Here is a 14,248-nt window from a genome sequence, read left to right on the forward strand (position 1 = left end):
GGTGAATGAATGGACAAACGGACCGTAAAAGCAGGAGTCTGTGCCTTTTTCTTAATGGCTGCAGCAGGGGGACTTGCCGGTTCCTGGTACGCCATGCATAGGGAGGAACCGGCACTGTTTTCAGGAAGAAAGACGGCACCGGAATTTGTTTTTACTTATGCGGATAACCAGCCCGATGATTATCCCACCACACAGGGGGCCGTAAAATTTGCAGAACTGGTTTTTGAACGGACCGATGGAAGAATCAAAATCAATGTATTTTCCGGAGAAAAAATGGGAGACGAAAATCAGATCGCAGAGCAGCTTCAATATGGAGGCGTGGATTTTGCCAGAGTGTCGGTCATGATGCTGACGGATATCAGGCCAAAGTTCAATGTGCTTCAGCTCCCCTATGTCTATCGGGACGAGACCCATATGTGGAAGGTTTTAGACGGTAAGATCGGAGAGGAATTTAAGGAAGAGTTAAACGGCAGCGGAATGGTTGCCTTGTCCTGGTTTGACGCAGGTGCCAGGAATTTTTACAACTCCTCCCGCCCGGTGGAACGGATGGAAGATTTAAGAAAGATGCGCATCCGGGTGGCCAAGTCTGATATGATGGCAGCTATGGTGGAGGCGCTTGGTGCAAAGGCGGTGCCGATGGCTTATTCAGAAGTGTATGCGGCACTGGAAACCAGTTCCATTGACGGAGCGGAAAATAACTGGCCTTCCTACGAGACTATGAACCATTATGAGGTGGCAAAATACATCACCTTAGATGCCCACAGCAGAATCCCGGAGATGCAGCTGGCCTCCCAGTCTACCTGGGACCGGTTAAGCGGGGAAGACAGAAAAATCATACGGGCCTGCGGAGAAGAATCGGCTCTTTATGAAAGGAAGCTGTGGAAGATCAGGGAAGAAAGTGTTATGGAGCGGCTGAAAAAGGCAGGCTGTGTGGTAACAGAGTTAAGCCCTTCGGAACAGGTAAGGTTTCGTGCGGCAGTTATGAGTGTATACCAGACCTATTGCAGGGATTATATTGATGTAGTCAACCGGATTGCCCAGCAGCAGTGAGGAATGAAGGAAAGACGAGGGCTTTTGCAAAAAGAAACCGGATTCAGGGAAAATGCCTGAATCCGGTTTCTCTTTGAGTTTCTGAACAATCATATGTAGGGATTTTAAGCAGCCTTAAGAATTAATATAATAAGTGTTGACAAACAATATTATACCACATATAATATATACTATATAGAATATAATATAAAAAGTAAAATAATATTATATATCGTTATTAATTAAAGAAGAGGAAAGGAAGGCGGAAACAGTGGAACCAAAACGTTTGTATCGTTCGTCAAAGAACAAGGTCTTATGCGGTGTTTGTGGAGGGATCGGAGAGTACTTTTCCGTGGATCCGGTAATTATAAGGTTAATATGGATATTTCTCATGGTATTTCAGACATGGCGGTACTTATTTGAATCCCTTATGGGATTTTCCCTGGTAGGAGGAAGTCTGGTTCTTTATATTATTGCAGCGGTAATCATACCCAAGGCACCGGAGATTTGAGCACATTTAATCAGTTCCGGCAGCAGAGATAGGAGGGACACATGGTTTTTAACACAGGAGCAGCGTTATTGGACGCCATTGTCCTGGCGGTAGTGTCGATGGATCAGGAAGGCACCTATGGTTACAAAATTACCCAGGATGTGAGAAATGTTATAGAAATATCGGAATCGACCCTGTATCCGGTCTTGCGAAGACTGCAGAAGGAAGAATGTCTGGAAGTGTATGATCTGGCATTTGACGGAAGAAACCGAAGATATTATAAAATTACGGAAAAGGGAAGGGTTCAGTTGAATCTTTATAGAGGTGAGTGGGAAGCGTATTCCCAGAAGATATCCCGGATTTTTGAGGAGGCACATATATGAGCAGGGAAGAGTTTATGAGAAGGCTGGAGTATTTACTGTCGGATATTCCAGACGAGGAAAAGTCAGATGCCATCGGATATTACAGGGATTATCTGGAAGAGGCAGGATGGGAGAATGAGGAACAGGTAATTAAAGATTTCGGCAGTCCGGAACGCATTGCAGCCATCATTCGTACGGAGATTTCCGGTAATCTGGAAGACGGGGGAGAATTTACGGAAAAAGGCTATCAGGATGAGAGGTTTAAAGACCCAAATTACCAGATGGCAAAGCGTTATGATCTTCCTGAGACAACAGAGGAATACGGCAAAAGAGCAAAAAAAGAGAGAGAAACGCAGGATACCAACCGAACCGCGAAGCTGATTATCTGGATCATTCTTATCGTTGCAGCATCGCCTTTGCTGTTAGGCATCGGAGGCGGAATCATAGGATTGATTGGAGGGCTTTTCGGGCTCTTTGCTGCTGCAGTCATCGTGGTCGGTGCAGTTACGTTCGCTTTTCTGGTGGCAGGAGCCGCTCTCATTGTGGCTGGATTTGTTTCCATGCCCATTCACCCTTTGGCAGGAACTCTCGTCATCGGGACAGGGGTCATGGTTCTTGGACTTGGAAGTCTTGGTCTGGCTGTCAGCGGAGCATTCTATGGTAAGTTTCTTCCTTACCTGTTCCAGAGCAGTGTAAATTTCATTCAGAAGTTGTTGTATGGAAGGAGGAGCCGTTTATGAGTAAATTTATAAAAGGCTGCATCATAGCCGGAGTGGCCTGTATTTTTATAGGCGGAGGCATAACGGCAGTTTCGGCATCATTGGGAGGGAGTTTCTATGATGTTCTGCCAAAAGAGGTGGCCCGTTGGAAAGAGGAACTCAGTCATGTCACTTTGAATGAACTCTGGAGTAAAAACATGTTTTTGTATGACTATGACCCCGGTGATTTTTTAGATCAGGGAGAACAGGTTTTTGCTGCTTCAGGAATTAAAGAACTGAGTGGCTTTATCACAGCCGGAAAAGTGGTTATTCGGGAAGATGATTTACCCGGAGAAGAAATTACCGTGTTTTGCAACAAGGACGGCTCCTTTTATAATATTGAGGAAGATGATGGAGAATTAAAGCTATACAGTTATCCGGGAGATACGGAAAGCGATACAGATCTTCTTCTTACCATTCATGTTCCTAAGGATTACCGGTTTTCCAGTGTGGATATCCGTTTGAAACGTTCAAAAAAGCTGGTTGGAAGACAGGATTCAGACGTTATCCTGGTTGCCGATGCTCTTTTGGCCGATGAGATGAAGCTGGAAGCAAAGGCCGGACTTATAAAAATCAACCGGGGAAATACAGGAGAGCTTAATGCAGAAGCGGAAGCCGGAGCCGTAGAATTTTCAGGGGCTGCCTCAGGCGATATTACAGCCAAATGCCAGGCGGGGGCCATCGAACTGCAGATTGACGGAAAAAAGGAAGATTATGATTATGAGGTGCGCTGTAAACTGGGAGCCATTGAAGTGGGAGATGAAGATATTGCTGTGTTCGGAAACGGAAAAAAGATCGATAACGGATCAGGCAAAACCATGGACCTGGACTGTGAAGTGGGAGCCATTGAAGTAGGGTTTATTCATCAGGAATAACATAGCAGAAAGGAGAAATACAAATGGATAACAATCAGAAACGGTTATACCGTTCCGAAACAGACAAAATGCTTTGCGGGGTATGCGGCGGAATTGCAGAATACTTTAATGTAGATGCAACGATCATCCGTCTTCTGTGGGTGCTTCTTACCTGTTCAGGCCCTGGGATTTTAGCATATATCATCGCAGCGGTAATCATTCCAAGAAGATAAACAGAGTATTGAAAGAAAAGCAGGGTGTCATGGAATTGAAATTCATGATACCCTGCTTTTTGAAATTCCATACCCCTTTTGACGTTTAATTCTATTTTCAGCGGTTATACTTTCACCAGGGCGTGTATGAAAATTCATTGCGGTTATCTGTAACCTGTGACCCGCTTCTTAAAACAAGCGGTCTTCAAATACACCCCAGTTTGAGAAAGGAGATGGAAAAGATGCCAAAAGGAAAAAAGAATGAACCCTTCGACCCACGCAATATGAAACCGGAGGAAGTACTTAAATTTGAGATAGCTACAGAGCTGGGACTTGGTGATAAAGTGATAAGCGGCGGCTGGCGGAGCCTTACTGCAAAAGAGAGCGGCCGGATCGGCGGCCTGATTACAAAAAGAAAAAGAGAACTGAAAAAAGAAGCGTTGGAAAAAGAAGAGGTCTAGGCAAAAAGCAGGAATGTCCTTGCGCCATAAGCCAAAATCTTTTATAATGTACATCGTAGAGGATAAATTATGGAAAAATACCAATTAAGAAGCGGATTTACCACGGGGACATGTGCTGCGGCTGCGGCTAAGGCAGCAACAGCCATGCTCCTTGCCGGAAATCATTTAAAACATATGAAGCTTGTGACACCAAAAGGGACGGAAGCCGATCTGCCCCTTTTTCATGTTGTCATAAAAAAACAGGAAGCCTCATGTGCCGTACAAAAAGACGCAGGAGATGACCCTGATGTAACGGACAAGGCCCTGGTTTTTGCCGCTGTCCAGTATTTTGACGGCGATGAGGCAGAAGCATTAAAGACTTGTTACCGCTATGACGGAGAGGGCGGGAGCAGCCCCCTGTTCTTAACTGCCGGGGAAGGAATTGGCTGGGTGACTAGGCCGGGGCTGTCCTGTCCGGTAGGAATGCCGGCCATTAACCCGGTGCCAAGGATTATGATATTTCAGAGTGTCGAAGAGGCGCGGAGAGAAGCCGGGTATGAAGGCCCCTTAAGAATCTCCATCTCCATGCCTGAGGGAAAAAAGCTGGCAGAAAAAACCTTTAATTCAAAGCTTGGAATTGAAGGGGGACTGTCGGTTCTTGGAACGACGGGAATCGTGAAACCAATGAGCGAAGAGGCACTTACTGCCACCATACGCCTGGAACTTCATATGAAGGCGGTAGCGGGGGATAAACGGGTTATTTTAACCCCCGGCAATTATGGGGAAGCATTTATTAAAGAGACACTTTCCCTTTCCATGAAGGAAGGAGTCACCTGCAGCAATTTTATCGGAGACGCTTTTGGTATGGCCGGAGCAGAAGGCTTTGACAAGATTCTGTTTGCAGGGCATATCGGGAAGCTAATTAAGGTTGCAGGCGGTGTTTATAACACGCATTCCAAATACGGAGACCGGCGCATGGAGATTCTATGGGATTGTGTTACTGCAGTGAGAAAAGACCGGGAAGAGTTAAAGCTTACCATTTTAAATGCCAATACCATGGAGGAAGCTGCCGGAATATTAAAGGAACAGGGCATATTGGAGCCTGTCATGGAAGAGGCGGTCCATCGGATTCAGAACTATACGGCTCAATGGAGCGGCGGAAAACGTGTGGAAGTGGTTACTTTTTCCACTGCAAATGGGATACTTGGAATGAGCGAAGGAGCAGAGGAGCTGATCCGTCTTTTTGCAAAGGGAGCCACCCACAGGGAAATTACAGGAGGATAAGACATGGCAGGGATCATGTATGGAATCGGAGTCGGACCCGGTGATCCGGAGTTTATGACGTTAAAAGCAGTCAGGAGAATCAGGGAATTGAACGTGATTGCCATTCCTCATAAAGAGAAAGCGTTATGTACGGCATATCAGATTGCCGTTCAGGCAGTGCCTGAGATAGAAGAAAAAAAATGTCTTTATTTACATATGCCCATGGTAAAAGACCAGGAGGTCTTAAATAAAAGCCATGACGAAGCGGCAAAGACCGTAATGGAATATTTGGCAGGAGGGGAAGACGTGGGCTTTATCACCCTTGGAGATGTGAGCATTTATTCCACCTTTGCCTATTTGGCAGAACGGGTGGAAAAGGAAGGCTATGAGACCAGATTGGAAAGCGGAATCCCATCCTTTTGTGCGGTAGCAGCCAGACTTAATATTCCTTTGGTAACCGGAGCGGAGGAACTGCATATCATTCCTGCATCTTATCAGATATCCGATGCATTAAAGCTGTCCGGTGTAAAAGTACTGATGAAGGCAGGCCGTCAGATGAAGGCGGTAAAGGAAGAGATCCGGAACTTTGGGCTGCAGGCGGTGATGGTAGAAAACTGCGGAATGCCCGAGGAGAGGATTTACCATTCTTTAGAAGAGATTCCGGATACTGCGGGCTATTATTCATTATTGATTGTGAGGTAGAAATGGTACATATCGTAGGAGCCGGTCCGGGAGCACCGGACTTAATTACAATGAGAGGTAAAGAACTGTTATCAAAGGCGGATGTCATTATCTATGCCGGTTCACTGGTCAATCCGCTGCTGCTGGATTATAAAAAGGACGGCTGTCTGGTCTATGACAGTGCCCGTATGACCTTGGAAGAAGTGATTTCTGTAATAGAAAAGGCAGAAGCAAATCAAAAGATGACAGTCAGGCTTCATACCGGTGATCCCTGTCTTTACGGTGCCATCAGGGAGCAGATGGACCAGCTTGATGAAAGAGGGATTTCCTATGAGGTTTGCCCGGGAGTCAGCTCTTTTTGCGGAGCGGCATCTGCACTTAAGATGGAATATACCCTTCCTGATGTAAGCCAGAGTGTTGTCATAACCCGTATGGCAGGCAGAACGCCGGTGCCGGAGAAAGAATCCATCGCATCCTTTGCTTCCCATGGGGCGACTATGGTGATTTTCTTAAGCACCGGCATGTTAAAGTCTCTGTCAGAAGAATTGATCAAAGGCGGTTATGTTCCTGAAACTCCGGCAGCAATTGTTTATAAAGCGACCTGGGAAGAAGAAAAGACGGTTGTCTGTACGGTGGAAACTTTAAATGAAAGTGCTGAGCGTTATAACATCAAAAAGACGGCATTGATCATCGTGGGCAATGCCGTGTCGCAGAATGCGTACGAACGGTCCAGGCTTTATGATCCGGATTTTACCACAGAGTACCGAAAAGGAACTGGTGAACTGTCATGAAGATCTCCATAATCTGTTTTACGGAAGCCGGAGCCGGACTTTGCCGAACGCTTATGGCCGGGCTGACGAAAGCCGGGGATGAATGTGAAGGATTTGGGCCTGATAATAAGGGCCTTTTTCCGGTACAGACTTCCTTGAGAGAATGGACAAAAGAACAGTTTTATAAGAAGGAAGGCATCTTTTTTATCGGAGCAGCAGGGATTGCGGTCCGTGCAATCGCTCCCTTTTTGAAGGGAAAAGAAAAGGATCCGGCGGTGGTGGTTCTTGATGATATGGGACGTTTTTCTATCTCCCTGTTATCCGGCCATTTAGGAGGGGCTAATGAGCTGGCAAACCGTGCCGCAAAAATTACAGGGGCCCAGCCAGTCATTACCACGGCTACCGATAACCACGGGAAATTTGCAGTAGATCTTTTTGCCAAAGAACACGGACTCTTTATCACCCAAATCCATAAGATCAAAGACATCTCTTCTGCTGTTTTGCATGGAGGGACAGTGGGATTTTACAGTGATTATCCTATAGAAGGAAACTTGCCGGAAGAACTGTTAATAAACCAGCCTGGTACGGCTGACCTCTATATCACGATCAAGGATAAACCGGAGGAAGAAAGAAAACACAGTTTAAGGCTGGTTCCGCGTATCGTGGTTTTAGGGATTGGCTGCAGAAAGGGAGTTGATGAACCCACAATTTCAGCTGCCGTAGACCAGGTATTAGACCAATGGAACATAAGCAAAGAAAGTCTGGCGGTATGCGCCAGCATTGATATAAAGAAAGAAGAAGCAGGAATCTGTAAATTTGCAGCCATTAATGGGATCCCCTTTGTGACCTATCCGGCGGATGTCCTTTGTGCAGCAAAAGGTGAATTTTCTGCTTCCTCTTTTGTAAAGCAGATTACAGGTGTTGATAACGTATGCGAACGGGCAGCCACTGTCTGCGTAAAAGAATTAGGCGGCGGTACGCTTCTGGTAAAAAAGCAGGCAATAAACGGTGTCACAGTGGCTGTGGCTGTCCGGGATTGGAAGGTAATGGTATGAATAAAACAGGTAAACTATATGTGGTAGGAATCGGTCCCGGTTCTTACGAAGACATGACTATAAGAGCCATCAATGCGCTCAAAGACAGTGAACTTATTGTAGGGTATACCGTGTACATAGATTTGATAAGAGAGCATTTCCCGGATAAGGAGATGCTTACGACACCTATGAGAAAAGAACAGGAACGGTGTCAGATGGCGCTTTTGGAGGCCGGAAAGGGAAAGACGGTTTCCATGGTATGCAGTGGTGATTCTGGAGTATACGGTATGAGCGGCCTGATTCTTGAACTGGCAGATATAGACGTGGATATTGAGATCATTCCAGGTGTTACTGCCGCGCTGAGCGGAGGAGCGCTTCTTGGAGCGCCCCTTGGCCATGATTTTGCAGTTATCAGCTTAAGTGATCTGCTCACTCCCATGGAATTAATCGAAGAAAGACTGAGCATGTCTGCAAAAGCGGACATGGTGATCTGTCTTTACAATCCATCCAGCAAAAAAAGAGCCGATTATCTAAAAAGGGCCTGCGAAATAATGCTGGAATACAAAGCTCCTGAAACGGTATGCGGTCTTGCGAGAAATGTTGGACGGGCTGAGGAAGATATGGCGGTCATGACCCTGGAAACTTTAAAGAATACTTCTGTAGATATGTTCACCACGGTTTATATCGGAAACTCCATGACCAGAACAATCGGCGGAAGAATGGTGACACCGAGAGGATACAGACATGAGTAGGATTCTGATTTTTGGAGGGACCACAGAGGGACGCCTTCTGGCGCAGTACTGTCACGATAAGAAAAAGCCTGTGTGGGTCAGCGTTGCTACCGGATACGGAAAGATGGTCCTTCCGGAAAGCCCCTATCTTTTTATCCATGAGACCCCCATGGATGAGGGACAAATGAAGGAATTTATCCGGAATCATGACATCACTCTTGTTTTTGATGCGACCCATCCATACGCTGCTTTGGTCAGCAAGAACATTGCAGACGCCTGTGAACATACAGGGGTCAGACGCATCCGGGTGGTAAGGGAGTCTTTGACAAATAAAGAAGCCGTAAGTGAGGACGGACATACCGTATGGGTGGAATCGGTGGAGGAAGCGGTTCAGTATCTGTACGGAAAATCAGGAAATATCCTTGTGACAACGGGAAGCAAGGAACTGAGCAAATTCACTGCTCTGGATTCTTTTGAAGAGCGGGTCTATGCCAGGGTACTGCCTTCGGTATCCGTAATCTCTGCCTGTGAGGAAACCGGAATCAAAGGAAAGCATCTCATCGGCATGCAGGGACCGTTTTCTGCGGAAATGAATGAAGCGATGATCCGGCAGTTTGAAGTCCGATACCTGGTAACAAAAGAATCCGGCAATGCCGGAGGGTTCTTAGAAAAGATGAGTGCGGCTGCGGAATGCGGGATCACAGCGGTGGTGGTCGGACGTCCGGCCCATGAGACGGGAATGACACCGGAAGAGGCAAAAAAGGTTCTGGAGGAATACAAACCGGATATTATGGAACCTGAGAATAACCGTTCTGTCTCTGAACAGTCACAAAAGCGGAAAGTCACCCTCATCGGAACAGGAATGGGAGGCCCCGGACAGATGACAGGACAGGCGCTTCAGGCCTTAAAATCCTGTGATGTAGTCTTTGGCGCAGAGCGTATGCTTCAAAATGCTGGAGATATGCTTACCGATAAAAAGAAGCTTCCCTGGTATCTAAGCAGAGATATCCTTCCCTGGCTGGAGGAACACAAGGAGTATAAACACATAGGAATTTTGTATTCCGGCGACACGGGTTTTTACAGCGGAGCCAAAAAGATGATCGGGTCCTTTTTAAAAGAACCCTACGGACAAATGTATGAAACCGAAGTGCTTCCCGGAATTTCTTCCGTATCCTATTTATGTTCCAGATTGAAGACTGGCTGGGAGGATGTTCATCTGGTAAGTCTTCATGGAAGAGAAGGAGACATAGCAGAGGAGCTTAAGCAATATCATAGGGTCTTTGCATTGCTTGATGGGACTCATACGGTGAGTTATCTATGCAGCCGTTTGATGGAATCCGGATTCGAGGCTGCAAGATTATCTGTAGGGGAACGGCTGTCCTATTGGGATGAGCGGATCACCACTGGGACTCCGGGGGCTTTGAAAGATCAGGTCTTTGATGTTTTATCGGCTGTACTGATTGAGAGGTAGTGTATGAGAGATGAATGGTTTATCAGAGGAACGGTGCCCATGACCAAAAGTGAGGTGCGTGCAGTTTCCATTTCAAAGCTGGAACTAAGTCCCGGCTCCGTTTTATATGATGTGGGAGCGGGAACCGGTTCTGTCTCTGTGGAAGCGTCCTTTATGGTCCCTTCCGGCCGGGTATATGCCATAGAAAAAAAGCCGGAAGCCATAGAATTAATTCAGGCCAATAAAGAAAAATTTTCTGCAGATCGTCTGATCGTGGTGGAAGGAACAGCCCCAGAGGCCCTTGCACAATTGGAGGCACCTACCCATGTGTTTCTTGGAGGAACCTCCGGAGCCATGGAAGAAGTGCTGGATCTGGTTTTAGAGAAAAATCCGGCTGTCCGGGTGGTCATTAATGTGCTTGCGCTGGAATCCATATCAGAAGTCCTGCACTGGCTGAAAAAACATTCCATTCCTGCTGAGATCGTTCAGGTCCAGATCTCGAAAGGAAAGGCAGCCGGCAGTTACCATCTGATGATGGGACAAAATCCGGTGTATGTCATTTCCTTTGGGGGAAAAGGAGGAAAGTATCTTGAGTAATTCTTATCACAGGCTTTTGCTGGCGGCTCCTAGAAGCGGAAGCGGGAAGACCATGATCACCTGCGGACTGCTGACCGCATTGGTGACCCGGAAAATCACCTGCCGCTCCTTTAAATGCGGTCCTGATTTTATTGATCCCATGTTCCACAAACACGTTCTTGGCATTGACGGAGGGAATCTGGATACTTACTTTCTGGGAAAAGAAAGGGTAAAGGACCAGTTTATGGAACTGGCCGGGGAAGCGGAGGTTTCCATTATAGAGGGCGTCATGGGATATTATGACGGAGTGGGAGGAAATACCACTGAGGCAAGTTCCTATGATGTGGCCGGTGCCGTTGATGCTCCCGTAATCCTGATTCTGGATTGCAAAGGAGCCAGTCTTTCCCTTGCGGCAGTGGTAAAAGGATTTTTGGAGTTTAAGGAGCACAGCCGCATAGCCGGAGTGATACTAAACCGCACCTCTGAAGTCATGGCAAAGCGTCTGGAACCGGAGATGGAAGCACTGGGGGTACGGGTTTACGGATACTTACCGGAATGCGAAGAAGGCCGGCTTGACAGCCGCCACCTGGGACTGGTGCTTCCGGGGGAGTTAGAGGGGCTGAAGGAACAGCTTTCCCGATTGGCTCAGACCATGGAAAAAACCATTGATATTGACGGACTTCTTGCTCTTGCAAAACAGTCAACTCCCCTGGAAAGGGTCAATGCCAACCAATCCCAATTTCAGCACATGACAGCTGAAAACGGAGAGGAACAGGTATTTATTGGTATTGCAAAGGATGAAGCCTTTTGCTTTTACTATCAGGAGAATCTAAAGCTTCTGGAGAAAATGGGCGCAAGGCTGGTTCCTTTTTCTCCCCTGCATGATAAAAAACTGCCAAAAGGAGTGTCCGGACTGATTTTCGGCGGAGGGTATCCGGAACTGTACGGGAGGGAACTTTCTGAAAACACCTCCATGCTTTTGGATATTCAGAATGCTCATCAAAATTCCGTTCCCATCCTGGCAGAGTGCGGAGGATTTATGTACCTTCATGAAGAATTGGAGACAGACGGTCACATGATTTATCCCATGGCTGGAGTGATAAAAGGAAAGACATTTCCCACAAATCGTCTGTCAAGGTTTGGCTACATAGAGGCATTTTCCAAAGAAGATAATTTCTTACTAAAAAAAGGAGAATCCATAAAAGGCCATGAATTTCATTATTGGGACAGTGAAAATAACGGTGACTGCTTAGCGGCGGTAAAGCCCGGACGGCAAAAGAGCTGGGAATGTGTCCACGGGGAGAACAATCTGTTTGCAGGATTTCCTCATTTTTATTATCCTTCCAATCCTTTATTGCCGGAAAGATTTACAGAAGCTTGTAAAAGGTGTCAAATGGAAAAAAGGAGGAAGCAGAGGGATGAATGATTTCAAAATAGTACCTGGAACTGATTTGGATATTGATGAAATATCTGCTTTGTATGACCATGTGGCAGAATATGCAGAAAGCCATGTTAATTATCCGGGCTGGAAAAAGGGCGTATATCCAACCCGTGCCGATGCCCAACTGGGGATAAAAGAAGGGACTCTTTATGCCGCCCTTATAAATAAGACAATTGCAGGCTCAGTCATTGTCAATGAAAAACAGGAAGAGGCATATGATTCCGTTCCGTGGAGGATTGAAGCAGACCCAAAAGAAGTGGCTGTGATCCATACTTTTATGGTTCATCCGGATTATACAAAGTATGGCATTGGCAGACGTTTATTGGAATTTTCAGAAGAAAAGGCGATTGAAGAAGGAAAAAAGGTGATTCGTCTGGATGTTTATGAAAAGAATGAACCCGCCATCCGCCTTTATGAACGGATGGGCTATGAGTATGTTGGGGATGCAGATCTGGGATTAGGTGAATACGGCCTTCCCTTGTTTAAACTTTATGAAAAGTCCCTTTCCGGAAAGGATTACCCCCATGATTAAAGAACTGGAAAAATACTTCCTGCAGATTCGCCCATTGGATGAGCACGCGATGGAAATGTCCCGTGTATGCTGGAGCAATGTTGCAAAGCCCTTAAACAGTCTGGGAGCATTGGAAGAAGACATAGTAAAGATGGCAGGGATATACAAGACATCAAATGTGGAGATTGGAAAACGGGCCCTTGTCATTATGTGCGGTGATAACGGGGTGGTGGAAGAAGGAGTCACACAGACTGGAATGGAAGTGACAGCTGTTGTAACTGAAAATATGACCCATGGAAACAGCAGCGTCTGCATGATGGCTGAGAGAGCCGGAGTGGACGTATTTCCGGTGGATATCGGTGTTGCCAGAGAGTTAAGCTCCGGTGACCGCTATCCTCTTCTTAGAAAAAAGATCGCTTACGGAACAAGAAATTTCTACAGAGAACCTGCCATGACAAGAGAAGAGGCCATCTGTGGAATAGAAACAGGAATTTTAATTGTGGAGCGGCTTGCATCAGAGGGGTATAGCCTTATTGCCACCGGAGAAATGGGAATCGGCAATACGACTACCAGCAGTGCCGTTACTTCCATGCTCCTGAAAAAGGCTCCGGAGCTTCTGACAGGAAGGGGAGCTGGATTAAGCGACGAAGGGTTAAAACGAAAATTAAAGGTCATTAAGGAAGCTGTGAAAACCTATGAACCCTTGTGCCGGGATGGGGTGGATATCCTTTCTAAGGTAGGCGGCTTCGACATAGCAGGACTTACGGGAATCTTCTTAGGCGGTGCGGTCTACCGGATTCCCATACTGGTGGATGGCTTTATTTCTGCCGCTGCCGCTTTGACCGCAGAACGGATTTATCCGGGCTGCAGGCAATTTATGCTGGCGTCCCATGTCTCTGCAGAGCCGGCTGGACGGCTGCTTCTTGATGAACTGGGGCTTTCCCCTCTGATACAGGCCGGCCTTTGCCTTGGAGAAGGAAGCGGTGCCGTAGCGGCGGTTCCTCTTCTTGATATGGCAGCCGATATCTATCAGAAGATGAGTTCCTTCGAGGATATAAAGATTGAAAAGTATAAACCGATGGGAGGCGGATAATGGTTACACTGGTAATCGGCGGAAGCGGGAGCGGAAAATCAGAATATGCGGAAGGCCGGATCATGAGCCGCAAAGAAGGAAAACGGCTCTATATTGCAACCATGAAACCCTGGGATGAAGAATGTGAAAAGCGGATTCTGCGGCATAAGCAGATGAGAGCGGGTAAAAGATTTGACACGGTGGAGTGTTACCGGGATTTAAAACATCTGGATTTCAAAGGGCATGGAGCAGTATGTGAGATTCTTTTGGAATGCATGTCCAATCTGGTGTCCAATGAACTTTTTGGCCTTGGGGAGAAGGGAGAGAACCTTCTTTCTCCAGAACAGACCGTGAATGAGGTGATGGCTGGAGTCATTAGGCTTAAGGATCAGGCAGAAAATGTTACAATCGTCACCAATGAGGTTTTCTCTGACGGAGACAGCTACAGCCGTCAGACCAATCAGTACCGGCAAGTCCTTGGGCAGATCAACCTGCAGCTTGCCTCCCTGGCGGATGAAGTGGTTGAAGTAATTGCGGGAATCCCAATATTCATCAAAGGAATTAATTGAAAAAA

At 46.7% G+C, this 14,248-nt stretch carries 18 protein-coding genes; all 18 read left to right on the plus strand.

The features are described 5' to 3' along the window. Positions 1-9: 9 nt before the first annotated feature. The gene (locus ACLTWA_RS11955; protein WP_412327976.1) at positions 10-1,050 is read left to right on the plus strand and encodes a TRAP transporter substrate-binding protein; all 1,041 of its coding nucleotides are present in this window, start codon (positions 10-12) and stop codon (positions 1,048-1,050) included. 250 nt (positions 1,051-1,300) lie between these two features. Next, positions 1,301-1,540: a PspC domain-containing protein gene (locus ACLTWA_RS11960; RefSeq protein WP_412327978.1), complete on the plus strand. Its 240-nt coding sequence runs from the start codon at positions 1,301-1,303 to the stop codon at positions 1,538-1,540. A 41-nt stretch (positions 1,541-1,581) separates the two neighbouring features. After that, positions 1,582-1,902, plus strand: a complete 321-nt coding sequence (locus ACLTWA_RS11965; RefSeq protein ID WP_412327979.1) for a PadR family transcriptional regulator — start codon at positions 1,582-1,584, stop codon at positions 1,900-1,902. Further along, entirely contained in the window at positions 1,899-2,621 is a 723-nt protein-coding gene (locus ACLTWA_RS11970) for a DUF1700 domain-containing protein (RefSeq protein WP_412327981.1), read from the plus strand. Before ACLTWA_RS11965 ends, ACLTWA_RS11970 begins: the two co-directional genes overlap by 4 nt. Beyond that, on the plus strand, positions 2,618-3,514 hold the full coding sequence (locus ACLTWA_RS11975) for a hypothetical protein (protein WP_412327982.1): 897 nt from the start codon (positions 2,618-2,620) through the stop codon (positions 3,512-3,514). The genes ACLTWA_RS11970 and ACLTWA_RS11975 overlap by 4 nt, the downstream gene beginning before the upstream one ends. Positions 3,515-3,537: 23 nt before the next feature. Next, positions 3,538-3,726: a PspC domain-containing protein gene (locus ACLTWA_RS11980; RefSeq protein ID WP_412327983.1), complete on the plus strand. Its 189-nt coding sequence runs from the start codon at positions 3,538-3,540 to the stop codon at positions 3,724-3,726. A 200-nt stretch (positions 3,727-3,926) separates the two neighbouring features. Further along, positions 3,927-4,166: a small, acid-soluble spore protein, alpha/beta type gene (locus ACLTWA_RS11985; protein ID WP_412328131.1), complete on the plus strand. Its 240-nt coding sequence runs from the start codon at positions 3,927-3,929 to the stop codon at positions 4,164-4,166. Positions 4,167-4,235: 69 nt separating this feature from the next. Further along, the gene (cbiD, locus tag ACLTWA_RS11990) at positions 4,236-5,429 is read left to right on the plus strand and encodes a cobalt-precorrin-5B (C(1))-methyltransferase CbiD (protein WP_412327984.1); all 1,194 of its coding nucleotides are present in this window, start codon (positions 4,236-4,238) and stop codon (positions 5,427-5,429) included. A gap of 3 nt (positions 5,430-5,432) precedes the next feature. Beyond that, positions 5,433-6,110, plus strand: a complete 678-nt coding sequence (gene cobI / locus ACLTWA_RS11995) for a precorrin-2 C(20)-methyltransferase (protein WP_412327986.1) — start codon at positions 5,433-5,435, stop codon at positions 6,108-6,110. A gap of 2 nt (positions 6,111-6,112) precedes the next feature. Beyond that, positions 6,113-6,880, plus strand: a complete 768-nt coding sequence (cobM, locus tag ACLTWA_RS12000; RefSeq protein WP_412327987.1) for a precorrin-4 C(11)-methyltransferase — start codon at positions 6,113-6,115, stop codon at positions 6,878-6,880. After that, positions 6,877-7,914 (plus strand): cobalt-precorrin 5A hydrolase, encoded by a 1,038-nt coding sequence (locus ACLTWA_RS12005; RefSeq protein ID WP_412327988.1) that lies wholly within the window; start codon positions 6,877-6,879, stop codon positions 7,912-7,914. The genes cobM and ACLTWA_RS12005 overlap by 4 nt, the downstream gene beginning before the upstream one ends. Next, positions 7,911-8,645, plus strand: a complete 735-nt coding sequence (gene cobJ, locus ACLTWA_RS12010) for a precorrin-3B C(17)-methyltransferase (RefSeq protein WP_412327989.1) — start codon at positions 7,911-7,913, stop codon at positions 8,643-8,645. Before ACLTWA_RS12005 ends, cobJ begins: the two co-directional genes overlap by 4 nt. Beyond that, the gene (gene cobK / locus ACLTWA_RS12015) at positions 8,638-10,095 is read left to right on the plus strand and encodes a precorrin-6A reductase (protein ID WP_412327991.1); all 1,458 of its coding nucleotides are present in this window, start codon (positions 8,638-8,640) and stop codon (positions 10,093-10,095) included. Before cobJ ends, cobK begins: the two co-directional genes overlap by 8 nt. Before the next feature lie 3 nt (positions 10,096-10,098). After that, positions 10,099-10,671: a precorrin-6Y C5,15-methyltransferase (decarboxylating) subunit CbiT gene (gene cbiT, locus ACLTWA_RS12020; RefSeq protein ID WP_412327992.1), complete on the plus strand. Its 573-nt coding sequence runs from the start codon at positions 10,099-10,101 to the stop codon at positions 10,669-10,671. Then, on the plus strand, positions 10,664-12,076 hold the full coding sequence (locus ACLTWA_RS12025) for a cobyrinate a,c-diamide synthase (RefSeq protein WP_412327993.1): 1,413 nt from the start codon (positions 10,664-10,666) through the stop codon (positions 12,074-12,076). Before cbiT ends, ACLTWA_RS12025 begins: the two co-directional genes overlap by 8 nt. After that, complete coding sequence (locus ACLTWA_RS12030) at positions 12,069-12,623, plus strand: GNAT family N-acetyltransferase (RefSeq protein ID WP_412327994.1); 555 nt, start codon at positions 12,069-12,071, stop codon at positions 12,621-12,623. Before ACLTWA_RS12025 ends, ACLTWA_RS12030 begins: the two co-directional genes overlap by 8 nt. Further along, positions 12,616-13,695 (plus strand): nicotinate-nucleotide--dimethylbenzimidazole phosphoribosyltransferase, encoded by a 1,080-nt coding sequence (gene cobT / locus ACLTWA_RS12035; protein WP_412327995.1) that lies wholly within the window; start codon positions 12,616-12,618, stop codon positions 13,693-13,695. Before ACLTWA_RS12030 ends, cobT begins: the two co-directional genes overlap by 8 nt. Next, positions 13,695-14,243: a bifunctional adenosylcobinamide kinase/adenosylcobinamide-phosphate guanylyltransferase gene (locus tag ACLTWA_RS12040; RefSeq protein ID WP_412327996.1), complete on the plus strand. Its 549-nt coding sequence runs from the start codon at positions 13,695-13,697 to the stop codon at positions 14,241-14,243. Before cobT ends, ACLTWA_RS12040 begins: the two co-directional genes overlap by 1 nt. Positions 14,244-14,248 lie beyond the last annotated feature (5 nt).

This window comes from Lacrimispora sp. (assembly GCF_046972725.1).
GTDB lineage: Bacteria > Bacillota > Clostridia > Lachnospirales > Lachnospiraceae > Lacrimispora.

Excerpts from the sequence above, each read along its gene's own strand:
- cbiD (WP_412327984.1), top strand. The coding sequence starts at position 4,236 with ATGGAAAAATACCAATTAAGAAGCGGATTTACCACGGGGACATGTGCT.
- ACLTWA_RS11955 (WP_412327976.1), top strand. The coding sequence starts at position 10 with ATGGACAAACGGACCGTAAAAGCAGGAGTCTGTGCCTTTTTCTTAATG.
- cobK (WP_412327991.1), top strand. The coding sequence starts at position 8,638 with ATGAGTAGGATTCTGATTTTTGGAGGGACCACAGAGGGACGCCTTCTG.
- cobJ (WP_412327989.1), top strand. The coding sequence starts at position 7,911 with ATGAATAAAACAGGTAAACTATATGTGGTAGGAATCGGTCCCGGTTCT.
- ACLTWA_RS11980 (WP_412327983.1), top strand. The coding sequence starts at position 3,538 with ATGGATAACAATCAGAAACGGTTATACCGTTCCGAAACAGACAAAATG.
- cbiT (WP_412327992.1), top strand. The coding sequence starts at position 10,099 with ATGAGAGATGAATGGTTTATCAGAGGAACGGTGCCCATGACCAAAAGT.
- ACLTWA_RS11975 (WP_412327982.1), top strand. The coding sequence starts at position 2,618 with ATGAGTAAATTTATAAAAGGCTGCATCATAGCCGGAGTGGCCTGTATT.
- cobT (WP_412327995.1), top strand. The coding sequence starts at position 12,616 with ATGATTAAAGAACTGGAAAAATACTTCCTGCAGATTCGCCCATTGGAT.
- cobM (WP_412327987.1), top strand. The coding sequence starts at position 6,113 with ATGGTACATATCGTAGGAGCCGGTCCGGGAGCACCGGACTTAATTACA.
- ACLTWA_RS12040 (WP_412327996.1), top strand. The coding sequence starts at position 13,695 with ATGGTTACACTGGTAATCGGCGGAAGCGGGAGCGGAAAATCAGAATAT.
- ACLTWA_RS11970 (WP_412327981.1), top strand. The coding sequence starts at position 1,899 with ATGAGCAGGGAAGAGTTTATGAGAAGGCTGGAGTATTTACTGTCGGAT.
- ACLTWA_RS12030 (WP_412327994.1), top strand. The coding sequence starts at position 12,069 with ATGAATGATTTCAAAATAGTACCTGGAACTGATTTGGATATTGATGAA.
- ACLTWA_RS12005 (WP_412327988.1), top strand. The coding sequence starts at position 6,877 with ATGAAGATCTCCATAATCTGTTTTACGGAAGCCGGAGCCGGACTTTGC.
- ACLTWA_RS11965 (WP_412327979.1), top strand. The coding sequence starts at position 1,582 with ATGGTTTTTAACACAGGAGCAGCGTTATTGGACGCCATTGTCCTGGCG.
- cobI (WP_412327986.1), top strand. The coding sequence starts at position 5,433 with ATGGCAGGGATCATGTATGGAATCGGAGTCGGACCCGGTGATCCGGAG.